19 protein-coding genes are annotated in these 26107 nt (G+C 63.0%); 11 read left to right on the top strand and 8 right to left on the bottom strand.

Features of this window, described 5'->3' with window-relative positions:
• The first annotated feature begins 63 nt into the window (after positions 1–63).
• From ACMUVN_RS16935 to ACMUVN_RS16900, 8 genes are all read left to right on the top strand, one after another.
• On the top strand, positions 64–795 hold the full coding sequence (locus tag ACMUVN_RS16935; protein ID WP_414815309.1) for a FadR/GntR family transcriptional regulator: 732 nt from the start codon (positions 64–66) through the stop codon (positions 793–795).
• Between the two features lie 89 nt (positions 796–884).
• Positions 885–2393, top strand: a complete 1509-nt coding sequence (locus tag ACMUVN_RS16930; protein WP_414815308.1) for an ABC transporter substrate-binding protein — start codon at positions 885–887, stop codon at positions 2391–2393.
• A 63-nt stretch (positions 2394–2456) separates the two neighbouring features.
• Positions 2457–3404 (top strand): ABC transporter permease, encoded by a 948-nt coding sequence (locus ACMUVN_RS16925; RefSeq protein ID WP_047615673.1) that lies wholly within the window; start codon positions 2457–2459, stop codon positions 3402–3404.
• Complete coding sequence (locus ACMUVN_RS16920; RefSeq protein WP_028757763.1) at positions 3401–4276, top strand: ABC transporter permease; 876 nt, start codon at positions 3401–3403, stop codon at positions 4274–4276. The genes ACMUVN_RS16925 and ACMUVN_RS16920 overlap by 4 nt, the downstream gene beginning before the upstream one ends.
• 21 nt (positions 4277–4297) lie before the next feature.
• Entirely contained in the window at positions 4298–6082 is a 1785-nt protein-coding gene (locus ACMUVN_RS16915; protein ID WP_414815307.1) for a gamma-glutamyltransferase family protein, read from the top strand.
• Between the two features lie 2 nt (positions 6083–6084).
• Entirely contained in the window at positions 6085–6840 is a 756-nt protein-coding gene (locus tag ACMUVN_RS16910; protein WP_414815306.1) for a DUF1028 domain-containing protein, read from the top strand.
• 24 nt (positions 6841–6864) lie between these two features.
• A complete protein-coding gene (locus ACMUVN_RS16905; protein ID WP_063473827.1) occupies positions 6865–8703 on the top strand; it encodes an ABC transporter ATP-binding protein in 1839 nt (612 codons plus the stop codon).
• 254 nt (positions 8704–8957) lie between these two features.
• Positions 8958–10292, top strand: a complete 1335-nt coding sequence (locus ACMUVN_RS16900) for a glucoamylase family protein (protein WP_028757759.1) — start codon at positions 8958–8960, stop codon at positions 10290–10292.
• 99 nt (positions 10293–10391) lie between these two features.
• On the opposite strand, the gene ACMUVN_RS16895 is transcribed toward ACMUVN_RS16900, so the two are convergent.
• The 6 genes from ACMUVN_RS16895 to ACMUVN_RS16870 all read right to left on the bottom strand — a co-directional run bounded on the left by ACMUVN_RS16895 (position 10392) and on the right by ACMUVN_RS16870 (position 18724).
• On the bottom strand, positions 10392–11429 hold the full coding sequence (locus ACMUVN_RS16895) for an ABC transporter ATP-binding protein (RefSeq protein ID WP_028757758.1): 1038 nt from the start codon (positions 11427–11429) through the stop codon (positions 10392–10394).
• Complete coding sequence (locus ACMUVN_RS16890; protein ID WP_097543571.1) at positions 11426–13093, bottom strand: ABC transporter permease; 1668 nt, start codon at positions 13091–13093, stop codon at positions 11426–11428. The genes ACMUVN_RS16895 and ACMUVN_RS16890 overlap by 4 nt, the downstream gene beginning before the upstream one ends.
• A 63-nt stretch (positions 13094–13156) precedes the next feature.
• Positions 13157–14173: an iron ABC transporter substrate-binding protein gene (locus ACMUVN_RS16885; protein ID WP_028757756.1), complete on the bottom strand. Its 1017-nt coding sequence runs from the start codon at positions 14171–14173 to the stop codon at positions 13157–13159.
• Between the two features lie 202 nt (positions 14174–14375).
• The gene (locus tag ACMUVN_RS16880) at positions 14376–15914 is read right to left on the bottom strand and encodes an aldehyde dehydrogenase family protein (RefSeq protein ID WP_028757755.1); all 1539 of its coding nucleotides are present in this window, start codon (positions 15912–15914) and stop codon (positions 14376–14378) included.
• Positions 15915–15939: 25 nt separating this feature from the next.
• On the bottom strand, positions 15940–17223 hold the full coding sequence (locus tag ACMUVN_RS16875; protein WP_063473830.1) for an NAD(P)/FAD-dependent oxidoreductase: 1284 nt from the start codon (positions 17221–17223) through the stop codon (positions 15940–15942).
• Positions 17224–17290: 67 nt separating this feature from the next.
• Entirely contained in the window at positions 17291–18724 is a 1434-nt protein-coding gene (locus ACMUVN_RS16870) for a VOC family protein (RefSeq protein WP_168333633.1), read from the bottom strand.
• A gap of 84 nt (positions 18725–18808) precedes the next feature.
• Here ACMUVN_RS16870 and ACMUVN_RS16865 point away from each other — a divergent pair, with 84 nt between their 5' ends.
• The 3 genes from ACMUVN_RS16865 (at position 18809) to ACMUVN_RS16855 (ending at position 21346) form a co-directional block, all read left to right on the top strand.
• Positions 18809–19717 (top strand): LysR family transcriptional regulator, encoded by a 909-nt coding sequence (locus ACMUVN_RS16865; RefSeq protein WP_063473832.1) that lies wholly within the window; start codon positions 18809–18811, stop codon positions 19715–19717.
• 68 nt (positions 19718–19785) lie between these two features.
• On the top strand, positions 19786–20022 hold the full coding sequence (locus ACMUVN_RS16860) for an Lrp/AsnC ligand binding domain-containing protein (protein ID WP_003543721.1): 237 nt from the start codon (positions 19786–19788) through the stop codon (positions 20020–20022).
• A 145-nt stretch (positions 20023–20167) separates the two neighbouring features.
• On the top strand, positions 20168–21346 hold the full coding sequence (locus ACMUVN_RS16855; protein ID WP_047616077.1) for a glycosyltransferase family 4 protein: 1179 nt from the start codon (positions 20168–20170) through the stop codon (positions 21344–21346).
• A gap of 13 nt (positions 21347–21359) precedes the next feature.
• Here ACMUVN_RS16855 and ACMUVN_RS16850 read toward each other — a convergent pair whose 3' ends face one another.
• Both ACMUVN_RS16850 and ACMUVN_RS16845 read right to left on the bottom strand, forming a co-directional pair.
• Positions 21360–24671: an oligosaccharide flippase family protein gene (locus ACMUVN_RS16850; RefSeq protein ID WP_063473909.1), complete on the bottom strand. Its 3312-nt coding sequence runs from the start codon at positions 24669–24671 to the stop codon at positions 21360–21362.
• Positions 24672–24861: 190 nt separating this feature from the next.
• Positions 24862–26040, bottom strand: a complete 1179-nt coding sequence (locus ACMUVN_RS16845) for a glycosyltransferase family 4 protein (protein WP_414815305.1) — start codon at positions 26038–26040, stop codon at positions 24862–24864.
• Positions 26041–26107: the final 67 nt, after the last annotated feature.

The raw sequence follows: 26107 nt of genomic DNA, 5'->3' as shown, positions 1-26107 counted from the left end.
TGACGGTCGGGGCGATTTGGTTTGCACTGAACCAATAGAAAATTGGTACGGACCATTTAGCGAATGCCGATGGATGAGACGCAGGGCAATTCGAATTATGCGCTGGAGAAGCTGCGGGCCCTCCTGCAGTCCGACAGTCTCGACGCCGACGGCAAGCTGCCGACCGAGCGCGCCCTTTCGGAAATGCTTGGCGTCGGCCGTCGCGCCGTCCGCCGCGCCCTCGAAGTGCTGGAGGCCGAGGGCCGCATCTGGCGCCGCCAGGGCTCCGGCACCTATGCCGGCCCGCGCCCCGACGGCTGGAGCGATCATGTCGGCTCCATCGTCGCCGGCACCGATCTCATGGAAGTCATGGAAGTGCGCCTGCGCATCGAGCCGCAGCTCGCCCAGCTTGCCGCCATGCGCGCCAAGGCCGCCGAAATCGAGCGCATGTATGATCTGGTGAAGAAGATCTACGAAAGCACCGATGCCGACGGGCGCGAACTCTGGGACGGGGCGCTGCACCGCCAGATTGCCCAATGCGCCGGCAACGGTTTCTTCCTCACCATCTTCGACGTCATCAACCGGGTGCGGCAGGACGAGGCCTGGCAGACGATCCGCGAGCGCGCCCGCAGCGCCAGCCGGACGCGGTCCGTCACCTTCGGCCAGCACACGGCGATCGTCGATGCCATCGCCGCCCATGATCCTGCCAGGGCGGGCGAAGCCATGCGCCAGCATCTGCTGACGCTGCAGGAAAGCCTCATCCGCATCACCTCGCTCGATCACAGCGAAACGGAGGTCGACAAGACCCTCGCCTGAACAGGGAGGTGAGCAGAGAAAAAAGCAGAGCGGGCCATAACCGCCGGTTGGAAGCAAAAACCAAGCAAAATAGAACAGAGGAGAATGGAATGAAGATCGCCAAATTGCTGACCGCCACCGTTGCCGGCGCCCTGTTTGCGCTTCCTGCCTTCGCCGTCGACCTGAAGATCGGCCTGCAGGACGATGCCGACGTGCTCGATCCCGCGCAGTCGCGCACCTTCGTCGGCCGCATCGTCTATACTGCGATGTGCGACAAGCTGGTCGACGTCTCACCGGACCTGAAGATCGTGCCGCAGCTTGCCACCGAATGGAGCTGGTCGGCCGACGGCAAAGAACTGACCATGAAGCTGCGCCAAGGCGTCAAGTTCCATGACGAGACCCCGTTCAACGCCGAAGCCGTCGTCGCCACCATCGAGCGCAACATCACCCTGCCGGAATCACGCCGCAAGAGCGAGCTGAGTTCGGTCGCAAAGGTCGAGGCGACAAGCGAATACGAGGTCAAGTTCACCCTCAAGGCGCCTGACGTCACCCTTCTTGCCCAGCTTTCCGACCGCGCCGGCATGATCGTCTCGCCGAAGGCCGCCAAGGAACTCGGCGCCAAGTTCGGTGATCACCCGGTCTGCGCCGGACCGTTCAAGTTCGTCGAGCGCGTCCAGCAGGATCGCATCGTGCTCGAAAAGTTCCAGGACTACTGGAACAAGGACAAGATCTTCATCGACAAGCTCACCTATCTGCCGATCCCGGATACGACGGTGCGCCTCGCCAATCTGCGGTCCGGCGATCTCGACATGATCGAGCGCCTGGCGGCGACCGACGCTGAAGCCGTGAAGGCGGATTCGAGCCTGGTCTATGCCGACGCCGTCGGCACCGGCTACATGGCGCTCTATACCAATATCGGCAATGGTGCGCGTGCCGACAATCCTTTCGGCAAGGACAAGCGCCTGCGCCAGGCCTTCTCGCTTGCGATCGACCGCGATGCCGTCAACCAGATCGTCTATGAAGGCACGGCGGTTGCCGGCAACCAGCCCTTCCCGCCAAGCAGCCCGTGGTTCGACAAGGATATTCCCGTCCCCGCCCGCGATCTCGACAAGGCCAAGGCCCTGATCAAGGAAGCCGGCTTCGACCGCGTGCCGATCGAGCTACAGATCCCGAACAATCCGGTTGCCATGCAGATGATGCAGATCATCCAGTCGATGGTCGGCGAAGCCGGCTTCGACGTCAGCCTGAAATCGACGGAATTCGCCACGCTGCTGAGTGAGCAGACGGCCGGCAACTATCAGCTCAGCCGTTCCGACTGGTCCGGTCGTGTCGATCCCGATGGCAACATCCATCAGTTCATCACCTGCAAGGGTGGCATCAACGACACGAAATACTGCAATCCCGAGGTGGACAAGCTGCTGAACGAAGCCCGTGCCTCGACCGACGATGCCGTGCGCAAGGAGAAGTATGATGCCGCCGCCGTCATCCTGAACGACGATCTGCCGATCATCTATCTCGGCCACCAGTCCTGGATCTGGGCGCTGCACAAGAACATCACCGGCTTCACTCCCTCGCCGGATGGCATGATCCGCCTCGTCGGCGTCAAGAAAGCCGGCTGACCAGAAGCCGATCATGCGGCGGAAACCCTCCGCCGCATGATCCCAGTCGTGTCAGGATCGCCCATGTACACTTACATCGCCAAACGGCTCTTGGTCGCCATACCGACGCTTTTGATCATTTCGATCTTCGTCTTCTCGCTGCAGAAGTTGCTGCCCGGTGATCCGATCCTCGCCATGGCTGGTGAGGAACGTGACCCGCAGGTTCTCGAATTCCTGCGCGAGAAATACCGGCTGAACGATCCCGTGCCCTATCAATATGTCCATTGGCTGGGTGCGGCCCTTCAGGGCGATCTTGGCATCTCGCTGCGCACCAACCAGCCGGTTCTGCAGCTCGTCGGCGAAAAACTGCCGGTCACCATCCAGCTCGCCATCATGTCGATGATCTTCGCCTTTGCGATCGGCGTGCCGATGGGCATCCTGGCGGCCGTCAAGAAGAACACGATGATCGACTATATCGCCAACATCATCGCGCTGACCGGTCTGTCGATCCCGAATTTCTGGCTCGGCATCATGCTGATCCTGCTGGTCTCGGTCAATCTCGGCTGGCTGCCGGCATCCGGCTACGAACCCTTCTTCAGCAATCCGCTGCGTTCGCTGGAAACCATGCTGATGCCCTCCTTCGTGCTCGGCAACGCGCTGGCCGCGACCCTGATGCGGCACACTCGCTCGGCAATGCTCAGTGTGCTCAGCGCCGATTACATCCGCACCGCCCGCGCCAAGGGCCTGCCGGAAAGCACCGTCGTGCTCGAACACAGTTTTCGCAATGCGGTGCTGCCGATCGTGACGCTGACCGCCCTGCTTTTCGGCGAACTACTCGCCGGCGCCGTGCTGACCGAGCAGATCTTCACCATTCCGGGTTTTGGAAAGCTCATCGTCGACGCCGTCTTCAACCGCGACTACGCCGTCGTCCAGGGCGTCGTGATCTGCACCGCGATCGGCTTCATTCTGATGAACCTCCTGGCCGACATTCTCTATGTCCTGCTCAACCCGCGCATGAGGGCCGCCCTATGACCGCGATCGGAGAGACGGGCATTCCGGCCGCGATCGACCGCACGCCGAGTCGCGCCTGGCGCAAGCTGAAGGCTAACAAGGGCGCCCTCGTCGGCCTTGTTATCATCGCCTTTTTCGCGATCCTCGCGGTTGCCGCCCCCCTCCTTCCAATTCCCGATCCGAACGCCACAAGCTGGTCGGCGATCCGCAAGGCCCCGTCCGCCGCCCATTGGCTCGGCACCGACGACATCGGCCGCGACATTCTTTCCCGGATGATCTGGGGCGCGCAGGCCTCGCTGATGGCAGGCGTCTTCTCGGTGGCAATCGCCGTTATCATCGGCGTGCCCTTCGGCCTTGTCTCCGGTTATTTCGGCGGCTGGATCGACATGGTGATCTCCCGCATCACCGAAGCCTTTCTCGCCATGCCTTTCCTCATCACCGCGATCGCGCTTGCAGCCTTTCTCGGTCCGAGCCTGACCAATGCGATGATCGCCATCGGCCTTTCGGCCATGCCCGTCTTCGTGCGGCTGACGCGCGGCCAGGTGCTCTCGGTCAAGACCGAGGAATATGTCGAGGGCGCCCGCTCGATCGGCCTCCGGTCCTCGAGCATCATCACCCGCTATATCCTGCCGAATGTCTTTGCACCGATCCTCGTGCAGGCGACGTTGACCGTCGCCACCGCGATCATCGCCGAGGCGAGCCTCTCCTTCCTCGGCCTCGGACAGCAGCCGCCGGCCCCGAGCTGGGGCTCGATGCTGAATGTCGCCAAGAACTTCCTCTCCCAGGCGCCATGGATGGCGATGTGGCCGGGTGCCGCGATCTTCCTCGTCGTCATCGGTTTCAATCTTTTAGGCGATGGCCTGCGCGATGCGCTCGATCCGCGCGAAGCATGATCTCTTGGAAGGACATTTGATATGACCGCATTCACAACCCGTCCAGAAATCCTCGGCACTTTCGGCGTCGTCACCTCCACGCACTGGATCGCCTCGGCGGTCGGCATGAGCATTCTCGAAAAGGGCGGCAATGCCTTCGACGCGGCGGTGGCGACGGGCTTCGTGCTGCAGGTTGTCGAGCCGCATCTTTGCGGTCCGGGCGGTGATCTGCCGGCGGTGATCTATTCGAAGAAGAAGGACAAGGTCGAGGTCATCTGCGCGCAAGGCCCCGCACCCGCCGGCGCAACGATCGAACACTATACGGCGGAAGGCCTGAGCCTGATCCCCGGCGACGGGCTGCTTGCGACCGTCATCCCCGGCTCCTTCGATGGCTGGATGCTGATGCTGCGCGACTACGGCTCGATGAGCGTGCGCGATGTGCTGGAACCGGCGATCTATTACGCCGAGCGCGGTCATCCGATGCTGCCGCGCGTCTCCGCCACCATCAACGGGCTCGCCGCCTTCTTCGAGAAGGAATGGCCGACCTCCTACGAGACCTGGTTGCCGAATGGCAGCGTCCCCGAAGCGCATGCGAATTTCAGGAATCCGGTGCTTGCCGAAACCTGGAAGCGCATCATCGCCGAGGCCGAGGCGAAAAGCGGGCGGGAAGCGCAGGTCGAGGCGGCCCGCGACGCCTTCTATCGCGGCTTCGTCGCCGAGAAGATCGACGACTACCTCAAAACCGCCGAGGTGATGGATGCGAGCGGCAACCGCCACAAGGGCGTACTGACCGCGACCGACATGGCAAACTGGTCGGCAACGATCGAGGAGCCGCTGACCTATGATTATCATGGCTGGACGATCGCCAAGATCGGTCCCTGGGGCCAGGGTCCGGTCTTCCTGCAGACCCTGTCGATCCTCAAAGGCTTCGATCTCGCCGCGATGAACCCCACCGGCGCCGATTTCGTCCATACCGTCGTCGAGGCGATGAAGCTCGCTTTCGCCGATCGCGAAGTCTATTACGGCGATCCTGATTTCTCGGAAATCCCCGTCGCGCACCTGCTGTCGGAGACCTATGCCGCCGAGCGCCGCAAGCTGGTCGGCGCAGACGCCTCCTTCGATCTTCGCCCCGGCATCGTGCCTGGCTTCGAGGCGCAGCATGATCTGACGATGACGATGCTCGGCGCGGATTCCAAGACCGGCGCCGTCTACGAGCCGACTATGGCGCATCTTTCCGAAAAGCGCGGCGACACCGTGCATATCGACGTGATCGATCGCGACGGCAACATGGTCTCCGTCACGCCGTCCGGCGGCTGGCTGCAATCCTCGCCGACCGTGCCCGGCCTCGGCTTCTGCCTCAATTCCCGCGCCCAGATGTTCTGGCTGAAACCAGGCCTGCCGACCTCGCTTGCCCCCGGCAAACGGCCGCGCACGACGCTGACGCCGTCGCTCGGCCTTTATGAGGGCCGCCCGACGCTGGCCTTCGGCACACCCGGCGGCGACCAGCAGGAGCAGTGGCAGCTCTCCTTCTTCCTGCGCTACGCCCATCACAAGCTGAACCTGCAGGCGGCGATCGACCAGCCGCTGTTCCACACCTCGCATTTTCCAGGCTCCTTCTATCCGCGCACCCGCGAACCCGGCAGCCTGATGGCGGAAGCGAATTTTGGCCCCGACGTCCTTGATGCCCTGCGCCGCAAGGGCCACAAGCTGACGGTCGCCGATGTCTGGACGATCGGCCGGCTGACTGCCGCAAGACGCGATGCCGATGGGCTGTTGCGTGCCGCAGCCACCCCGCGCCTGATGCAGGCCTATGCGGTCGGGAGATAGACATGACCTGGTCAATCGTCGCCCGTGACCCTTTGACCGGTCATCTCGGCATTGCCGTCGCGACCCGCTTCTTCGCCGTCGGCGCTCTCGTGCCGCATATTCGCGGCGGCATCGGCGCCGTTGCGACCCAGGCCTTTGTCAGCCCGCTTTACGGCGTCGACGGCCTGTCGCTGCTGGCCGCCGGCAGGGCGCCCGAGGAAATCATCGCCGAACTGACCGGGCGTGACGCCGGCCGTAATCAGCGGCAACTGCACCTCATCGATGCGAAGGGACGCAACGCCGCCTTCACCGGCGCCGCATGCATCGACTGGGCGGGACATCTGATCGATGAAAACGTCTCGGTTGCCGGCAACATGCTCGCGGGACCTGACGTCGTCACCAAAACGCTTGCCACCTACAACAAGGCGCTGGACAAGCCCTTGGCCGAACGCCTGCTCTTGGCGATGCAGGCAGGCGAAGATGCCGGCGGCGACAAGCGCGGCAGGCAGTCCGCCGCCCTCGTCATCCACCGCGATCAGGATTATCCGTGGATGAGTATCCGCGCCGACGATCATCCCGATCCGCTCGGCGAACTTGTCCGCCTCCATGCAGTGGCCAGTGAACGCTACCTGCATGTCGCGGAGACAATGGCGACGCGGCAAAATCCGAACGGCATGACCGACAGGCGCGAGATCGATGAAAAGATCGCGACGCTGGAAGCGGCCCGCATCGCGGCAGGCAGGCCCTCCGCCTCCTTCGCCACGCCTTTGAAGACGTAACCCAGAGAAAACCAAGGGAACGACATGAGTGATGTTTCTTCAGCACCCGCCTCTCCTGTTCTCTCCGTCCGGAACCTGACGACCTCCTTCCTCGTCGATGGTGACTGGAAGCCGGTGGTGCGTGATGTCTCCTTCGATGTCATGCCAGGCGAGACGGTGGCAATCGTCGGCGAAAGCGGCTCGGGCAAGAGCGTCACCTCCCTTTCGATCATGCGGTTGCTTGCCAAGGGATCGAGCCGCATCGATGGCGCCGTCACCTTGAACGGCAAGGATGTACTCGCCCTTTCGGAAAAGGAGATGCGCCGGGTGCGCGGCAACGACGCCGCCATGATCTTCCAGGAGCCGATGACGTCCCTCAACCCGATCTTCACCATCGGCCGCCAGATCTCCGAAGCGCTCACCTGCCATGGCGAGATCGGCAAGGCGGAGGCGCGGGCCGAAACCGTCCGCCTGCTGGAAAAGGTCCGCATCCCCAACGCCGCCGCGCGCTTCGACGAATTTCCGCACCAGTTCTCAGGCGGCATGCGCCAGCGGGTGATGATCGCCATGGCGCTCGCCAGCCGGCCGAAATTGCTGATCGCCGACGAGCCGACGACGGCGCTCGATGTGACGATCCAGGGCCAGATCCTCGATCTGATCAAGATGCTGCAGGAAGAAGAGGGCATGTCCGTGCTCTTCATCACCCACGACATGGGTGTCGTCGCCGAAATCGCTGACCGCACCATCGTCATGTATCGCGGCGAGTCGGTGGAAACCGGCACGACCGACGATATCTTCCATCGCGGCCGGCATCCCTATACCCGCGCTTTGCTCTCCGCCGTGCCACGCCTCGGCTCGATGGCCGACCGGAAGTGGCCGCTGCGTTTTCCCGTCGTCGACACCACGACCGGCGAACGCCGCGAGCCGATCGAGGTGGCCGATACCGTCGACCGCCGCCGGACGCCGATCCTTGAAGTCAAGAACCTCGTTACCCGTTTCGATATCCGCGGCGGGCTGCTCGGCCGCAAGACGGGCGCGATCCACGCGGTCGAGGACGTCTCCTTCGATCTCTTCCAGGGCGAGACATTATCGCTCGTCGGCGAATCCGGCTGCGGCAAATCGACCACCGGTCGCTCGATCACCCGCCTCGTCCAGCCGAACGGCGGCAGTGTCAGCCTCGACGGCTATGACGTGCTGAGCCTTGACGCGGTCAGCCTCAGACGGATGCGCCGCAGCATCCAGATGATCTTTCAGGACCCCTTCGCCAGCCTCAATCCGCGCATGACCGTCGGCGCCGCCGTCGCCGAACCGATTACCGAACACCGCCTCGGCACAGGTGCCCAGGCCCGCGACAAGGCGGCCGATCTTCTCGAACGCGTCGGGCTTAAACCCGACATGATGAAACGCTATCCGCACGAATTCTCCGGCGGCCAGCGCCAGCGCATCTGCATCGCCCGCGCGCTCGCGCTCGATCCGAAGGTCATCGTCGCCGACGAAAGCGTTTCGGCCCTCGATGTCTCGATCAAGGCACAGGTCTGCAATCTGCTGATGGACCTGCAGCAAAGCCTCAACCTCGCTTTCCTGTTCATTTCCCACGATATGGCGGTGGTCGAACGTGTCAGTCATCGGGTCGCGGTGATGTATCTCGGCGAAATCGTCGAGATCGGCCCGCGCGCGGAATTGTTCAGCAACCCGCAGCACGCCTACACGAAGAAGCTGATGGCAGCCGTCCCCGTGCCCGATCCCTCACGTCGCGGCATCAAGCGCAACCTCGGAACCGACGAGCTCAACAGCCCCGTTCGCCCGGTTGGCTACGTCACGCCGCCACGCCGATACCGGGAAGTGACGGCAGGCCATCTGGTGCGGGTCGATGAAGCCGCGTGAGCGTGCAAAACCCACTCTTTAAGCATCTGAAAAACAAGTATTGCGGGAAAATAACCCGTGCCGGTGGCGCGCGGGCCACCCTTTTTGCTGCACCGCTTATATGACTTTTGCTAGATATTATTTCATCGATAATTCTTAACGACCGATTCCACCGATTTGTGTTCTCTTATCCCTACGAATCAAAAAGGTTTGATTTGCCCGGGGACGGCCACCATGTTGAAGCATGGGGCGATGCAACAGTTGGGTAGGAGCCTATGCTGCAACGGATCGAAGACATTGATGCAGCGCTCGTCGACAGGCTGCAGCATTCGGCGTTCAAGTACTTCCTGAAATATTCCAATCCCGAAAACGGCTTGGTGGCGGACACCTCGATCGGCGGCGTGCCGGCGAGCATCGCGGCCGTCGGCTTTGCGCTGTCCTCCTATCCCGTCGGTGTTGAGCGTTGCTGGATCAGCCGCGAGGAAGCAGCCGAGCGCACGGTCAATACGCTGCGTTTCTTCGCCGAGGCGCGCCAGGGCGAGGAGCGCCACGCGACCGGTCACCGCGGCTTCTTCTACCACTTCCTGCATATGGATACCGGTCATCGCGCCTGGAACAGCGAACTTTCGACCATCGATACCGCCCTGCTTGTCGCCGGCATTCTCACGGCTGCGCAATATTTCGATCGCGAAGACGACGAAACGGAGACTGAAATCCGTGAACTCGCGACCTTCATCTATGAGCGCGTCGACTGGCGCTGGGCGCTGAACAAGGGCGACACGATTGCCATGGGTTGGAAGCCCTCTTCCGGCTTCCTGCGCTGGCGCTATCACGGTTTCGACGAGGCGATCATCCTCTACACGCTGGCGCTTGCCTCGCCGACGCACCCCATCCCGCAATCAAGCTACGACGCCTTCACGTCAAGCTATTCCTGGATGCTGCATGGCGAGCAGTCCTATCTCTATGCCGGGCCGCTCTTCATCCACCTCTTCTCGCATGCCTGGATCGATTTCCGCACCATCCAGGACAAGCCGATGGCGGAGCGGAACTGGGATTATTTCCGCAACACGCAGGTGATGATCAACGTCCAGCGCGACTATGCCGAACGCAATCCCGGGCAGTTCGTCGGCTATAACAGGAATATTTGGGGATTCTCCGCCTGTGACGGTCCGCCGCCGACACGGCGCATGCGCGGCGGTCGCCAGCCGAAGGTTCTGGGTTATGCCGCGCGCGGCGCTCCGCTTGGCCCGGATGACGGCACGATCGCACCCTGGGCAGCCCTTGCCTGCCTGCCCTACGACAAGCAGGCCGCTCTCGACGGCACCAAGGCGCTTCTGACCACCTATCCGAACCTGCTCTTGGAAGGCGGCTTTCCCGGCGGCTTCAATCCCACGGTCAAGACCAAGCGCCCGGAAGGCTGGGTCGACGACCGCACCGTCGGCATTGATCAAGGTCTTGTCGTCATGACCGTCGAGAACGAGCGCTCCGACTTCATCTGGAAGCTGATGCGGCAATCGCCGGTCATCCGCCTCGGGCTCGAGCGCGCCGGCTTTACCGGCGGCTGGCTCGAAGGCATCGAGCCGGCAGATGTAGTGCGCAAGTTCGGCTAGCGCATAAGCCCGGAAATCGAAATGGATTTCCGGAAAGAACGACACGAAAACGAAAAATGATAGAGCCCGCGCGTCCAACAGGAGGTGCGGGCTCTTGGTTTAGTTCTCGAAGACATGCGCCTTGCCGGCGATATCGAGGCGAACGAGATCGCCTCGCGCCGGAAGCGCAACGCTCGAAGTCTTGATCAGGATCGGCGGCAGCGCAACGCCGTCGAGCGAAACGGCAACGGTGCAGACGGCGCCGCCGAATTCCACCTCAACGACACGCCCGCCATAGTCGCGATCGCTCTCATCGGCAACGACGCGGATCTGCTCGGGTCGCAGCATGATCTCCGCCTTGCCTTGACGACTGCCCTCGACGGCCACGCGGCCAAGGGCGCAATCGGCAAGGCCGTTGCGGATGATGGCGGGAAGCAGCACGGCATCGCCGAGGAACAGCGCCGTCTCACGGTCGCGCGGATGCAGATACAATGATTGCGGCGATCCGGCCTGGATCAGCCGTCCCTCCCTGAGCACCGCCACCTGATCGGCAAAGGTCAGCGCCTCTTCCTGATCATGCGTAACGAGAATGGTCGTAATGCCGGCCGCCTGCAGCACGCGCGCCACCGCCTTGCGCATGTTTTCCCGCAGGCCGGTATCGAGTGCCGAGAAAGGTTCGTCGAGCAGCATCAGCCGCGGCTTGCGGCCAAGCGCGCGGGCGAGCGCCACACGCTGCTGCTGCCCGCCGGAAAGCTGATGCGGGCGCCGCGCCAGCATCCCGCGGTCGAGTTCGACCATGTCGAGCAGCTCGAGGATGCGTTTCTCGCGATCGGCCGCGCCGCGTTCGAACCCGAAGCCGATATTCTCGGCAACGCTTAAGTGCGGAAACAGCGCGCCGTCCTGCGAGACGATGCCGATGCCGCGCTTGTGCGCCGGGACCGCCGCCGGACCGTCCGCAAGCAGGTCGCCATCCAGCGTCACCCGGCCGACATCGGGTTGCTCGAAACCGGCAATGATGCGCAGCAGCGTCGTCTTGCCGGAGCCGGACGGGCCGACGACGGCGGTGCGGCTGCCCGCCGAGACGTCGAGCGAAATATCCTTCAGCGCCTGGACGGGACCGTAGCGCTTGCTGATGTTCTCGATCGTAAGCAGCGTCATTGGCCGGCAGTCCGTTTCGATTGAGTATAGAGCATAAGGGTGAGCGGCAGCGACAGCACGACCATCATGAAGGCGTAAGGAGCAGCCGAGACATAATCGATCTCGCTGGTCAACGACCAGAATTTCGTCGCCAGCGTATCGACGCCGTTGGGCGACAGCATCAGTGTCGCCGTCAGTTCATTGGTAATGCCGAGTGCAGCCAGCGCGACGCTGGCGGCCGCTCCCGGTGCCGCAAGGCGCATGGTGATCTGCCGCACCGCCTGGCCCGGGGTGCGGCCGAGGCCCATCGCAGCGCGTTCCAGCTCCACCGGCGCCTGGGCGATGCTGGCGCGCAGCCCGACCATGGCGCGCGGCAGGAAAAGCAACACATAGGCGACGAGCAGCGTTGCGAAGGTTTGATAGAGCGGCAGCACGAGGCGCACGGTGATCGTGACCAGCGCCAGCGCCACGACGACGCCCGGCAGCGAGCCAACATAATAATGGCAGGCCTCGAGCACGCGCTGGAGGCGGCCGGGTGCCCGCACCGAAAGCCAGGCCATCGGCGCTGCGGCGATCGTCGCCAGCACGCCGCCGACAATGGCAAGTACGATCGTCTGCAGAAAAGCGCTGCCGACTTCGATGCGCCAGATATCGGTGCCGCCGAGATAGAGCCAGCGGCCAAGCGTCACCAGCGGCACGCCGAGCGTCAGTATTGCGAGGATGAAAGGCAGCAAGACGGCCGGCACCACGAACCAGCCGAGCCGGCGGCGGTCCGCCGGACGCGGCGAGCCGGAGCCGACGCGGGCGTAACGTTCGTTGCCGCGCACCAGCACCTCGAAGCCGAGCAGAAAAAGACAGCAGGCGACAAGCACGCCGCCGAGCATGTTGGACGCCGGGCTGTTGTAGGAAGACTGGAACTGGTCGACGATCGCCGTCGCGAAAGTGTCGAACCGGATCATGACGAACAGGCCGTATTCCGAAAGCAGATGCAACGCGATCAGCAGCGAGCCGCCGCAGATGGCAAGCCTGAGCTGCGGCAGCACGGCGCGGAAGAAGACCCGCCAGGGATTGAGGCCCAGCGAGGCCGCGGCATCTTCGATGGCCGGATCGAGACGGCGCAATGCGGCGGCGACCGGCAGGTAGAGGAACGGATAATAGGCGAGCACCGAGACGAAAACGCCGCTCTGCAGGCCGCGCATGCCGGGAATGAGGCTGACCCAGGCATAGCTGTGGACGAAGGCGGGCACGGCGAGCGGAGCGATCGCCAGCCAGGCCCAGAGCCGCGCCAAAGGAATGTCCGTCCGTTCGGTCAGCCAGGCGAGCGTCACCGCAAGCGCGATCGACAGCGGGATGGTGATCGATTCCAGGAGAATCGTATTGACGAGGAGTTCGCCGACACGCGGCCGGAAGACCAGGGCCTTCACCGTTTCCCAGCCGACATCATAGGTGACCCAGCCGATGAAGCCGAGCGGCACAAGACTGAGGATCGCGACCACCGTTGCAAGCAGGATCACGGAAGCGTGCGGCATGCGTCCGCGCGGCAACACCATGCGCGCGGCCCTTAGCGCGACCGGCGCCTCGTTGCCGGATGCGAGCAATCTGTTGTCCTGCAGCAAGGCCGATGCCTTTACACGCTGAAAAAGGAAGGCAACCGCCTTTGAAGGACGGTTGCCGGATATCGTCATGCCCTAAGGTTTTCTTGAGCCAAAAGCAACAGTTTTGGCCGAGGCAAGCCTGCGGCAGAAAAGTTAGATCAGGCCGGCGGCGGTCATCAGCTCCACGACCTTCTTGCTGTCGAGGGTGGAAGCTTCGACCTTCGGAGCATTGAGGTCGGCAAGCGGAGTGAGCTTGTCGTTGGAGGGCGCATCCTTGCCGATGGCATATTCATAAGAGGTGCCGTCCTTGAGAATTGCCTGGCCAGCCTTGCTGGTGAGGAACTTCAGGAAAGCCTGGGCTTCCTTCATGTGCTGCGTGGACTTCAGGACGCCGCCGCCCGAAACGCTGACGAAAGCGCCCGGATCCTGGTTCTTGAAATAGTGCATGCCGACATTCTTGCTGTTCTCGCCGGTTTTGGCCTGATCGCCGAACCAGTAATAATGATAGATGACCGCACCTTCGACTTCGCCGGCGTTGACAGCCTTCATGGCGACGCTGTTGCCCTTATAGGGCGTGGCGTTTTCCTTGAGACCCTTCAGCCAGTCGGCGGTCGACTGCTCGCCCTTCAACTGCAGCAGGGCAGCAACGATGGCCTGGAAGTCGGCGCCGGCGGGTGCCGCACCCCAGCGGCCCTTCCAGGCCGGATCTGCGAGGTCGAGCAACGACTTCGGCAGCTTGTCTTCGGTGAGCTTCGTCTTGTCGTAGGCAAAGACCGTGGTGCGGGCGGCAATGCCGGTCCACATGCCGTCAGCCGGGCGATACTGCTCCGGAACCTGATCCAGCGTTTCCTTTTCGATGGGGGCAAACAGGCCCGCGCCATCGACCAGCGTCATTGCCGGCGAATTCTCGGTCAGGAATACGTCCGCCGGCGAGGCATCGCCTTCCTGGATGATCTGGTTGGCGAATTGCATGTCGCTGCCCTGGCGCATGGTGACCTTGATGCCGGTCTCCTTGGTGAAGGCATCGATCCATTCGCGGCCGAGGCTTTCGTGCTGGGCATTGTAAACGACGAGACCTTCGTCCTGCGCATTGGCGCTGCCTGCAAGCGCGGTGGCGGAGAGAAGCGAAGCGGCGAGCGCGAGGGAAAAGCGGTTAAGAGCAATGTTCATGATGGCCTCCGTAGCAATGTCACCCGAGCTCTCCAAGGGCGATGAGAGGCGTATATTTTTCCTGACTACCAATTTCAAGTTTCGCTTGGCCGGAAAAGTCATCACAATATCTTGACTAAATATTTCATATTACAGGGGAATAAATCTCGATTTGGCCAAAAAGGCGGCACTCCCCGAGCGCCGCCCCTTCTTTGCAGCTGGCTTATTCGACGTCGAACTTGACGCCCTGCGCCAGCGGCAGCGTTCTGCCGTAGTTGATGGTGTTGGTGGAGCGGCGCATATAGGCCTTCCAGGCATCCGAGCCGGATTCACGGCCGCCGCCGGTTTCCTTCTCGCCGCCGAAGGCGCCGCCGATCTCGGCACCGGATGGCCCGAGATTGACGTTGGCGATGCCGCAATCCGAACCGCGGGCCGAGACGAAGGTTTCGGCCTCGCGCATGTCATTGGTGAAGATCGACGACGACAGTCCCTGCGGCACGGCATTGTGCAGCGCCAGCACGGCGTCGAAGTCGCTGTATTTCATCACATAGAGGATCGGCGCGAAAGTCTCGTGCTCGACCGGTCCGGTCTGATCCGGCATTTCGACAAGCGCCGGGCGAACGTAGAAGGCGTCAGCCGAGCCATTGTCGACGCGTTCGCCGCCGGTCACCTTGCCGCCGGCCGATTTGGCCTCACCCAGCGCTGCCTGCATCTTCTCGAAAGCCTGGCCGTCGATCAGCGGTCCGACCAGCGTACCGCTTTCCAACGGATTGCCGATGGTGACGGAGCCATAGGCCTTCTGCAGACGCGGCACCAGCTGGTCGTAGACGCTGTCATGGACGAAGAGACGGCGCAGCGTCGTGCAGCGCTGTCCGGCCGTGCCCATGGCGGAGAATGCGACGCCGCGCAGCGTCAGGTCGAGGTCGGCCGACGGGCAGACGATCGCCGCGTTGTTGCCGCCGAGTTCGAGAATGGCGCGGGCAAAACGCTGCGACAGGCGCGGACCGACGGCGCGGCCCATGGCCGTCGAGCCGGTGGCGGAAACCAGCGGGATCTTCGGATGATCGACCAGCACTTCGCCGACCTCGCGGCCGCCGATGATCAGCGTCGACAGATTGGCCGGTGCGGTACCGCCCTCGGCGACGAAACGCTTCAGCGCCTTTTCGAACAGTGCCTGTACGGCAAGCGCCGTCAACGGCGTCTTTTCCGAAGGCTTCCAGACGGTGGAATTGCCGCAGACCATCGCCAGCGCGGCATTCCACGACCAGACGGCAACCGGGAAGTTGAAGGCCGAGATGATGCCGATCACCCCGAGCGGATGCCAGCTCTCCATCATCCGGTGCTCGGAGCGTTCGGTGGCGATCGTCAGGCCGTAGAGCTGACGGGAAAGGCCGACCGCGAAATCGCAGATGTCGATCATCTCCTGCACTTCGCCCAGACCTTCCGAAGTGATCTTGCCGACCTCGATCGAAACGAGACGGCCGAGCGCCGCCTTGGAGGCGCGCAGTTCCTCGCCGAGCAGGCGGACCAGTTCGCCGCGCTTCGGCGCCGGCACGGCACGCCATTCGAGGAAGGCCTGGTGCGCCGCTTCGATCGCCGCCTTCGTTTCGGAAACGGAATGTTCCCTGAGTTTGCCGATTTCCTTGCCGGTGACCGGCGAGGTGACGGAAAGCGTGCCGCCGTGATAGCGGCCGGCATCGACGCCGAGTTCGGCAAGCAGCTTGGCAGTTTCGGTGGCGAGATCGAGGACGGCGATGGTCATTGTCGTGTTTCCAATCTTATAATTCTCAGAAGCGGGCATCGGCGAAATGGGCGACCTGAGCGCCGGCTTCGTACCATATTTCCTTGAGTGCACGAAAGCTCGGCTCGGTGGGCGACGTCAGCGGCAGCGGCAGATCGGCTTCCGGAAGCCGGCCGAGGATATGCTCCGCCAGCGTACGGCCGAAGACCGTACCGGGGGCAATGCCCCGGCCATTGTAGCCCGAAAAGCCGATGACACCAGGCGCGAATTTGTGGAAGCGCGGCAGCGCATTGTCGGTCATGCCGATCTGGCCATACCATTCACACTCGAATTCGACATCACCGATAATGGGGAAGAGCCGCTTCAATGCGCGCTTGGCCCAGCCCTTGTGTACGGCAAGTCCGGTATTGCGTAGCGCCCCGACACTGCCGAAAACGAGGCGGCCGGCCTGGTCCATGCGGAAGGAGGAGAGGATTTCCTTGGTATCCCATGCGCCTTCCCGCCCGGGCAGGATCGACTGGCGCAGATTATGGCCGAGCGGCACGGTGGCGAAATTGAAATAGGGCAGATGCACCTGTTCGTTGCGCACCTGCTCCCATGGGCCGGTGCTGTAGGCATCCGTCGCGACGATGATCCATTCGGCGCTGACTTCGCCGCTTGCCGTCTTCACGGTCCAGCTTCTGCCATTGCGTTCCGTTGAAACGACCGGGCTGGACGTATGAACGGCGACGCCAGCCTTGACGGCGGCATGGGCAAGGCCGCGTGCATAGGCAAGCGGCTGCAGGGTACCGGCGCGTTTGTCGAGCAGCGAACCGGTATAGGCATCGCTGCCGATGCGTTTGGCCGTTTCCGCCGCATCGAGCAGCGTCACGGCTGCGCCGCGGGCGGCCCATTGCGCGGCGCGATTCTCGATCTCCTTCAGCCCGTTTTCGCCGACCGCGCAATGCAGCGTGCCATTGCGTTCGAGTTCGCAGGCAATCTGATGCTTGTCGATCAACTCCATGACGAGCTTCGGCGCGTTGCCGAGCAGATCGAGCAGACGTTCGCCATGCACCGGACCGAGCACGCCGGGCAGATCGTTGGGCATCACCCACATGCCGGCATTGATCAGGCCGACATTGCGGCCGGCGCCGCCGAAGCCGATCTCCTTCGCCTCCAGCAGCACCACCTTCGACCCGGCTTCGGCAAGATGCAGCGCGGAAGAGAGGCCGGTGTAGCCGCCGCCGACAATGACGACATCGGCCGATACGGCGCCTTCGAGCGACGAGGTCGCCGGCGGTTCGGGTGCGGTCTTTTCCCAAAGTCCGTGGGAGCGCGGATCATTCAGCATGGCTCAGTCCGATCGGATCGAAATCGCGCTACTTTAGTGCATAAAACCAAGACTTGAAGCGGCCCTTTCAGGCAACGGTCTTCAGCAGCAAGCCGGCGAGACCGAGCGCCTCCATCGCTGCATCCAGCGATGCCGCCTGACGTTCGGCATAAAGCGCCAGCTCGTCCTGAACGGTCGCACCCAGGGCCGCCTCGAAGGCGTCGCGGTTCGAGCGGGTTGCGTAGTTCTGCTGCTGATCGGTGCCGAGGTTAGACTGGAAGATTCCGGCTGCGCTGACGGGCAGGAAGTCTTCATAGACGATCGGGGCAAAGGCGAGATAACCCTTGGCGATCAGCGCCTCCGGATCATTCGGCAGCGTGCCGCCGGCCGCGGCGGCAATGCCCGCAGGCGTCGCGGAATAGCGGAAGAAGGCCAGACCTTGCCCGCGCAACTCGTCCCAGCTGTCCGGCAGCGCCTTGAAACGCTCGGCAAGTTCCTGGTCGTAGGCACCGGCCTTGGCGCCACCGGCGCCCACCTGCACCTCGCCGCGAACCGAGGCGAGCAGCCGGTCGTAGAGCGCCCGGCCCTTCGCCGTCAGCGCCACGCCGCGCTGTTCGATCTCGCCGAAACGCGCGGTATGCGTTCCTCGAACCGCGCCGTCGTCATCACCGGAAAAGGCGATCGTTTCTTCGAGCGCCTTGAAGCTCGTCTGCCGCAGCAGGATATCGCAATTGCGGCGCGGCGGCCCTTCGATGACGGCCTTCGGCGTGATGCCGCGCTCCGGCATGCGGGCCTGGACCGCGTCGATATCGAGCGTGCGCGGCGTCAGGTGGTTGATATGCGGTCCCTTGAAGCTGACGACGTCGGCGATCAGCCGATGGGCGTCATGCAGCCGCTTGTAGGTTTCGGCGCTGACCGTCGCTTCGCCATGCCAGCGGAAGGTTTCAAGCGCCTCGGCGACGAACTCCGTCGCTTCCGCCTCGGTCAAGCCGCCGTTTCGCTCGTGGCGCTCGATCAGCGCGACGGCGCGCGGCGTATAGATCCGCCGCTGAGCCAAGATGGTTTCGGCTTCGCCACGCAGCTTCTCGTCCTCGATCAGCTCCAATCGCAGCAACGAGGTGAAGACCCGGAATGGATTGACGTTGAGCGCCGCCTCGTCGATCGGCCGAAAGCTGGTGGAATGAACCGGCACGCCGGCGACCGAGAGATCGTAGTAGCCGACCGGCTGCATGCCCATGACCGCAAACAGCCGGCGGATGGTGAAAAGCTCCTCTGCCGTGCCGAGCCGGATGGCGCCGTGGCGCTCGACATCGATGCGCTCCAGCTCGCCGGCTTGGGCCAGGCGCTGGCGCAGATCGGGATCGTTTTCGAGGCAGCCGGCATTCACGTCCGCCACCAGTTCGATCAACGTGCCGTATTGCGGCACCTCGGCCCGGTACATCTGCGACATCGCCTCGGTGAACAGCGATCGGATGCGGTCTGTGGAAACGAAGGCTTGCGGCATCGGGAAACTCCGGATCATTCCGTTTTTGCAGGATGAGTCTCTTTACACGCGTGACAAAGCCGAAAATATCGCTATTTCGGAAATAGCCCATTCTGAAATGGAATGACCATGCTGACATCTCGACGTTTTCTGCCATCGATTTCGCATCTTGCCGCCTTCGAGGCGGTTGCCCGCACCGGCAGCGTGACGGCAGCGGCGCGCGAACTCGATCTGACGCAGAGCGCCGTCAGCCGCCAGGTGAGCGCGCTGGAGGAGCAGCTTGGCGTCGAGCTCTTCCTGCGCGAACGCCAGACCATGCGGCTGACGCTTGCCGGCGACGGATATGCCCGCGAAATCCGCGAAGCGCTGCGGCGCATATCGAGCGCTTCGCTGAATCTGCGCGCCAATCCGCATGGCGGCACGCTCAATCTCGCCATCCTGCCGACCTTCGGCACGCGTTGGCTGGCGCCGCGCCTCGGGCGCTTCCTCGCCGCCAATCCCGGCGTGACCATCAATCTGGTGACCCGGCTTTCGCCCTTCGATTTCCGCCTCGATTCAATCGACGCCGCCATCCATTTCGGTCATCCCCACTGGCCGGGCGCCGAACTCGTCTTCCTGATGTCCGAGCACACAGTGCCGGCCTGCAGCCCTGATTTTCTGGAGCGATACGCGATCAAGACGCCGGAGGATCTGCTTGCCGTTCCGCTTCTGCATTTGACGACGCGCCCTGACGCCTGGGAGCAATGGTTTGCCGGCAACGGCGTTTCCTTCGAAAACGTCCACGGTATGCTCTTCGACCAATTCGCCACCGCCGCGCAGGCGGCGATCGCCGGCCTCGGCATCGCCCTGCTGCCGACATTCCTGATGCAGGAGGAGGTCAGGCGCGGCGATCTCGTCGCCGCTGTCGACCGTGAAATGGAAAGCCGCGAGCGCTATTATCTCGCCTTTCCCAGAGAGCGCGCCGACTATGCGCCGCTTGCGGCCTTTCGCGACTGGATCGTCGCGGAAGCCGCCGCCAATCCGGCTGCGTGACGAACGGCTTGCATCGGCATGGCGCTTTCGACCATTATGCCGGCCAAACAACTTTGCAGGAAATCTCCATGAAGCCGATCTTCGTCCAGCTCCAATGCGCACCCGGCAAGACCTATGATGTCGCCGACGCCATCTACCAGACCGAACTGGTCTCGGAGCTCTATTCCACAAGCGGCGACTACGACCTGCTGCTGAAGGTCTATATCGAGGAAGGCCAGGATATCGGCAAGTTCATCAACGACAACATCGCCAATATTCCCGGCATCGTCCGTTCGCTGACGACACTGACGTTCAAGGCCTTCTGAAAGCCCATCAGATACGGTTAACCTTTTTCGCGAAGAATCGCCCTCTCAACAGGCCGCTTAAACCGCGCCTTAACGCCGGGCATATCTGGTCGTTGCTAGTATAAGCCCGCGTCAACACGGGCCGGCGGGCAGCGATAGGTGAAAAATGGCGATCGTCGAGGCAGATAGGGTGCGCGAGAACCCGCAGTTGGGAGAGGCCCCGCTGATCGTCCATGTCGTGCGCCAGTTCCTGCCCAATCGCGGCGGTCTGGAAGACGTGGTCGCCAATCTCGGCCGCCAGACCGTGCGCCGCGGCTATCGCGTCCGCGTCGTCACGCTCGATTCGCTCTTCACTGCGCCGCAGGACAAGCTGCCGCCTCGCGAAAATATCGACGGCATCGAGGTGGTGCGCATCCCCTGGTCGGGCAGCAGCCGTTATCCGCTGGCGCCTGAGGTTTTCCGCCATCTCGGCGATGCCGATCTCGTGCATGTCCATGCCATCGACTTCTTCTTCGATGCGCTCGCCTGGGGCCGGCTGCTGCATCGCAAGCCGATGATCGTCACCACCCATGGCGGCTTCTTCCACACGCAGAAATACGCGGCGATCAAGAAGATCTGGTTCCGGACGCTGACCCGCGCTTCGGCGATGGCCTACCGCCGCGTCGTCTGCTGCAGCGCCTCCGACCTCAGGCAATTTTCCGAGATCGTGCCCGATAGCCTGCTGATCGAAAACGGCGCCGATATCGGTAAGTTCGCCGACATCGCTTCGCGCCGGCCAAAGCGCCGCATCGTCACGATCGGCCGCTTCTCGGTGAACAAGCGGCTCGACCATCTGCTCGATGCGATGGCCGCGCTGACGACCCGCGACCCCGAATGGCATCTAGACATCGTCGGGGCCGAATCCGACCTGAACCGGGCCGATGTCGAAGCCGCGATCGAAAGCCGCAGCCTTTCCGGCCGCGTTACCCTGCATGTATCACCCGACAACGGCGCCATCCGGCGTATCATCACCGAGGCCTCGCTCTTTGCCTCCGCCTCGGAATATGAAGGTTTCGGCCTGGTGGCGCTGGAGGCGATGAGCGCCGGTCTCCTCCCGGTGCTGAACGCCAACGATGCCTTTGCGACGCTTGCCGACCGGCATCCTGTTATCGCGCTTGCCGACTTCACCAATGCCCAGACCGCGGCGACAGTGATCGAAACGGCCTATGAAGACCTTTCGCGCCAACCGGACGCCGTGCGCGCCGGGCTTCTCGACGCCGCGCGCGGCTATTCCTGGGATATCGTGGCCGGACGTTATATCGATCTCTACAGATCGCTGGATGTCGTCGCCGCGGAAAACATCTGAGCTGCAATTCCGGTCATGCTCTGGCGAGACGGATGATCTCGTCGAGCACGAATTTGCGCGATTGTGGCGGCGTCAGATTGTGATCGGCATCCGGCAGCATCAGCAACCGCACGTTCGGATAGCGCGAAAGCCGACCGCCGCGCGGCCCGAAGTGGAAATAGACGTGGTCGAGCCCGACATCGCCCTCGCTGTAGATCAGCGTCAGCGGCACCTTGCGCTTGCCGAACAGCGCAAAGGAGTGCCGGACCTCGCGGGCGATATGGCGCCGGTCGGGAAGCAGCTCGAGCAGCGGCGCGATCCACGGCGATAGCCGGCGGCCGGCGGCGATGACGATATTCTGCAGGGCCGCAACGACGTCCACCTGGCCGCGCAACAGCCGCTTCAGCGTGTCGAGCCGCGCCATGCGCTGGCCGTAGTCGTCAAGGCTGCGTGGAACGGAGACGACATGCTCCCTACGCACCGGCATCTTCGGATCCCAGTAATAGACGAAGGGATTGATCGACACGACAGCCTTCAAGCGCTCGTCGGCGACGCCGGCCCGGAAGGCGACGTAACCGCCGCTGCATCGGCCGGCGACCATCACGGGACCGGCGACCACACTTTCGAGCAGATCGAGCGAGGCGACCGCATCCGCCGTCTGCGTATCCGAATAGAGCACCTGTTCCGGTGCATCCGGCCGCGGCGGGCTGTCACCGACATTGGCGGAATCGAAGCGCAGCGAAACGACGCCCTGGCGGGCAAGCGCGCGCGCCATATCCACCGTCGTCCGTCCCCAGCCGGCATGCCGGTCATAGGCTGTCGACAGGAAGAGCACGGCATTGCCCTTGATCTCACCGAGTGGCCGGCTGACGACGCCGATCAGATGATTGTGGCTGCCGAAACGCACCGGCGTTTCGGCAAAACCCTCGCCGGCAAGCGGCGGATTCTCGATCACATCAGGCGAATGCGCCGCAGATGTCTCCGTCGTCGTCGCCTCCAGCCAGGTCGTCAGCAGCTCGACGACAGCCATCGGCGTCTTGGCAAACAGCGGATTGGTGGCGAGCTCGTCATAGCCTTCGAAAGCCTTCTGCTCGACATCGGCGCCAAGCGCCTTCAGCGCATCGGCAAAACCGGTATCCTCGGCCTTCGCGGGACGTTCGAGGATCAGATAGCGGGAGGCTGCGAGCCCCTGTGGCGAGGCGATGGTAAGCTTGCCGAGCTCGGCGGCAATCTCTTCGGGCATGACGAGCCCGGCGATCTGCACCTTCGCGGTTTGAACATGTTCCTTGCCGAGGCCGAGATCGGCATCGATGATCTTCGACCACATGTTGAGTTCGCGCAGATAGGCCCGGCCGCTCAGCACCGGCGCCAGCATGACGAGGCTGTCGACGCCTTCGATCGAGGAACCGATGCGATGGGCAAGCGTTGCGCCGAGGCCCTGTGCGATGAGGATGATACGGTCGCAGCCGCTCAGCGATTTCAGCTTGACGGCGGCGGCACGAATCGAATTTTCCCAGGTTTCCAGCCGTGCTGGCAGCGCATCGAAATCGAGCGCATCGCCGGTGCCGCGATAGTCGAAGCGCAGGCTCGGCACGCCGATATCGGCGAAATGCTCGGCCGCGACGCGGAAGAATTTGCGGCTGCACATCTCCTCGAACCCCCAGGGGCTGACGAAAAGCACGGCGGCCGAACGTTTCTTCACGAGAGGATTCTCCGGCATGAACAGCCCGATCGTGCCGTCGAAGACGACGGGCAGGGCAGCACTGCGTCCCGCGCCCTCGGCTGGTTCGAGCGAGAATTCGCCGGGCGCGACCTTGGCGCGATCGGGATCGCCGGGAAGCCGCGGCGCGATGAAATTGATCGCGTGGCCGAACGGCCGGCGCAGCAGGGACGGCATCTTGTCGAGAATGGAGTGCATGACGTCGACATCCTCGCCCGGCACGGCGCGCAGCACGCGCAGTGCCGCGAAATAGCAGAACGCACCGGCAATGATCGCGCCGACGAGACCGGCCGGACCCCCGACGAATTCCAGCACCGAAATCGCTCCGCAAGCACACAGCACGGAGGCGAGCGTCACCTTCGTCAGGCTTGCGTAGAGACCCGATAGTTGGGATCCGAATCCTGTCTGTCTGATCATCATCACCGACATCGCAACGAAGACGAGGATGCGCACGAGTGCGGCACCCTCGGCGGCAAGCCTAGGTACGATCAGTAAACAACCCGCTACCATCAGTAGGCCACCTATGACACTGATATTCAGGCGGGAGCGGGCCCTGTCCATCGACAGCAAATAGAGGCTGAGGATCTGCATGAAGGTATAGGCGGGCGCGACCAGCGCAAGCAGCGCCACCACCGTCCCACTGCGGCGGAACGCTTCGCCGAACACCACGATCACCAGTTCGCTGGAGATCGCCGCAAGCCCGAGGCTCATCGGCAGCACGATATAGGCCATGGAGCGGGTGACGGCGGCGAAGACCTCGACCGGCAATGTCGAGTCGTCGCTGTTATGCCGCCGCTCGGAATAATAGGGCAGCAGGCTGCCGGTCATCTGGATCGGCAACTGCAGCGCAATATTGGCGATCGACAGGCCGACGGCATAATAGCCGACCATCTCCACCGACCAGAACTGCTGCAGGAAGAGCAGTTCGAGCCGGTTGAGGAAGATGGAATCGATGATGAACTGGATCGACAGGATGGCGGAGGAGGAGGCGAGATATTTGAGCGAGACCCCGCACCAGTCGCGCCGCGCAAGAAGGATCGGCAGCGTAGCGAAAAACAACACGAGCTGGCCGAGCGCATAACCGACGAGGACGCCTTCGACGCCATAGAGAACGGCGCCGACGGCAACGCCGGCAAGCTGCACGATCGAAACGGCGACCGTCAGCCGGAAGAAGGCGCCGAGTTTCTTCTCGCCGATCAGGTAGAATTTGACGAAGGAACCGATCGCCTGGACGAAAAACAGCACGCCCGTGACCAGAGCGACGGATGGCGCGGTCTCCGCCCAGTGCATCTTTTCCGAGGTCAGGAAGAACAGCGCATAGAGCGCCAGCAGCGCGACGGTCGAGAACATCATGAAGCTGACGAGGATCGCGGCAAACCCCCGCCGGCGGCGTGTATCGTAGCCCTCCGCCGAAAGCTGCGGCAAGGTCTTCAGCAGCGTGATGCTGGAACCGAGTTCGGCGATCGAGGCGCCCGTGACCACCAGCCACAGCGAGAAAGCGACGATGCCGTTGGCTTCCGGCCCGAGCAGCCGCGCAGTTATGATCGAGGAAACGAAGCCCGTCAGAAGCAGCAGCATGCCTGCCGCCGCATTCATCACCGAGTTTGCGATAATACCCTTCGACATCCATCCATCCGTCAGCATCGGCCTAAAGCGCGTCACGATCTTCAGATCGCTTCTCGCACTTTAGGTTTTTGTTTTTACCCATGTCGTTATCGCAAAACCGCTGCACACTTTTGCGCGCCATGCTCTAAAGTCGCATACCCGCCATCTCTAATGCGAAAATGTTAAAATAAAGCGGAGTGACGACCTCACCTTAGCTGGCTTGCATCGCCGACAGCCTCTGGAGCGCCTTCTCATAGCTGTTCTCTGCGAGGTATCTCAGCAGGAACTCCCGCGCCTTCTCGGCCTTCTCTCGTGCACGCTGGGGCGCGAGGAAGATGTCCCGCAAGTGCGCAGCCGCCGCCTCTGGAGAAGGGTCAGCCCAGACCGCGCCCGCGAGCCCGGCAAATTCGGGATGGGTATCGACGACCGGAATGAGCGGAGAGGCGACCAGCCAGCTATTATCGGGATCGCAGAAATCCACCGTGCCCGACCAGGCGGTGGAAATCACCGGCGTGCGCTGCATGATCGCCTCGGCCACCGTCAGCCCGAAACCCTCGGAACGATGCAGCGAAAGATAGGCGTCTGAACAGCGGATGAGGCCGTTGATATCGGCGTCCGACAGCCTGTCGGTGACGATCTTGATCCGGGAGTTGCCAGCGACCGAAGCGATCAGTTCGCGCAGGCCTTCATCCCTATCGATATTGCCACTGGCCTTCATCAACAGGAAGGCGCTTGGGGCTTCGGCGGCGAAGATCCTGAAGGCCTCGATGATGGCCTGCGGATTCTTCCGGTTGATCGAGGAGCCGGCACTGAAGATGAAGCTGACGAGAAAGGCGTCTTCCTCGATGCCGAATTTCTGGCGCATGCCTTCCGTCGCCGGCTTCTCCGTGACGGGATGCGGAACCACGATGACGGGTGCCGCGGTCAGCGGCGCAATCGTCCGCCGGGTGAATTCCGACGGCACGAAGACCGCATTCATGTAATGCATCGCATTGCGCCATTCCGCCGGCACAACTTCGAGCTCCCAGGCGAAATAGCCGATGTTGAAGGCGCGGGTGAAATTTCCAACGCCCTTCTTCAGGATGGCGCGCGGCAGCATCGGCGGATTGAGATGCCAGATCCGGCTTCCCGCGGGTTCGGTGGAAAGGTGCGACGGCATCCATCCGGCGAAGGCATTCTCGTCGGGATGCGTGCTGACGTCGGAAAGCGCAATCGCCCGCCCCGCCTCCGACAACGCGCCGGCGCAGAGCCTTGCCGATTCGCCGACGCCCACCGCCATCGAGAGATAGCCGACGATCTCCACCGGCTTGCGCGGATTGAAGGCAAGACGCGCGCGTGGAATCAGCCGCTGCAGGACATGGGCGCGCAGAAAGCGGTATATCGTTCTCAAATCACGGTCTTTCCAAATGGATCGGCATCAGCCCCAGAGCATGATGCCGAAAAGTGTGCGCGGTTTT

Source organism: Rhizobium sp. IY2 (genome assembly GCF_047532935.1).
In the GTDB taxonomy this organism is placed as follows: domain Bacteria; phylum Pseudomonadota; class Alphaproteobacteria; order Rhizobiales; family Rhizobiaceae; genus Rhizobium; species Rhizobium anhuiense.
This window is presented reverse-complemented; position numbering and strand designations above follow the sequence as displayed.

Bases quoted from the DNA above. Each gene is read 5' to 3' on its own strand.
- ACMUVN_RS16935 (WP_414815309.1), top strand. From the start codon at position 64: ATGCCGATGGATGAGACGCAGGGCAATTCGAATTATGCGCTGGAGAAG.
- ACMUVN_RS16930 (WP_414815308.1), top strand. From the start codon at position 885: ATGAAGATCGCCAAATTGCTGACCGCCACCGTTGCCGGCGCCCTGTTT.
- ACMUVN_RS16925 (WP_047615673.1), top strand. From the start codon at position 2,457: ATGTACACTTACATCGCCAAACGGCTCTTGGTCGCCATACCGACGCTT.
- ACMUVN_RS16920 (WP_028757763.1), top strand. From the start codon at position 3,401: ATGACCGCGATCGGAGAGACGGGCATTCCGGCCGCGATCGACCGCACG.
- ACMUVN_RS16915 (WP_414815307.1), top strand. From the start codon at position 4,298: ATGACCGCATTCACAACCCGTCCAGAAATCCTCGGCACTTTCGGCGTC.
- ACMUVN_RS16910 (WP_414815306.1), top strand. From the start codon at position 6,085: ATGACCTGGTCAATCGTCGCCCGTGACCCTTTGACCGGTCATCTCGGC.
- ACMUVN_RS16905 (WP_063473827.1), top strand. From the start codon at position 6,865: ATGAGTGATGTTTCTTCAGCACCCGCCTCTCCTGTTCTCTCCGTCCGG.
- ACMUVN_RS16900 (WP_028757759.1), top strand. From the start codon at position 8,958: ATGCTGCAACGGATCGAAGACATTGATGCAGCGCTCGTCGACAGGCTG.
- ACMUVN_RS16895 (WP_028757758.1), bottom strand. From the start codon at position 11,429: ATGACGCTGCTTACGATCGAGAACATCAGCAAGCGCTACGGTCCCGTC.
- ACMUVN_RS16890 (WP_097543571.1), bottom strand. From the start codon at position 13,093: ATGACGATATCCGGCAACCGTCCTTCAAAGGCGGTTGCCTTCCTTTTT.
- ACMUVN_RS16885 (WP_028757756.1), bottom strand. From the start codon at position 14,173: ATGAACATTGCTCTTAACCGCTTTTCCCTCGCGCTCGCCGCTTCGCTT.
- ACMUVN_RS16880 (WP_028757755.1), bottom strand. From the start codon at position 15,914: ATGACCATCGCCGTCCTCGATCTCGCCACCGAAACTGCCAAGCTGCTT.
- ACMUVN_RS16875 (WP_063473830.1), bottom strand. From the start codon at position 17,223: ATGCTGAATGATCCGCGCTCCCACGGACTTTGGGAAAAGACCGCACCC.
- ACMUVN_RS16870 (WP_168333633.1), bottom strand. From the start codon at position 18,724: ATGATCCGGAGTTTCCCGATGCCGCAAGCCTTCGTTTCCACAGACCGC.
- ACMUVN_RS16865 (WP_063473832.1), top strand. From the start codon at position 18,809: ATGACCATGCTGACATCTCGACGTTTTCTGCCATCGATTTCGCATCTT.
- ACMUVN_RS16860 (WP_003543721.1), top strand. From the start codon at position 19,786: ATGAAGCCGATCTTCGTCCAGCTCCAATGCGCACCCGGCAAGACCTAT.
- ACMUVN_RS16855 (WP_047616077.1), top strand. From the start codon at position 20,168: ATGGCGATCGTCGAGGCAGATAGGGTGCGCGAGAACCCGCAGTTGGGA.
- ACMUVN_RS16850 (WP_063473909.1), bottom strand. From the start codon at position 24,671: ATGTCGAAGGGTATTATCGCAAACTCGGTGATGAATGCGGCGGCAGGC.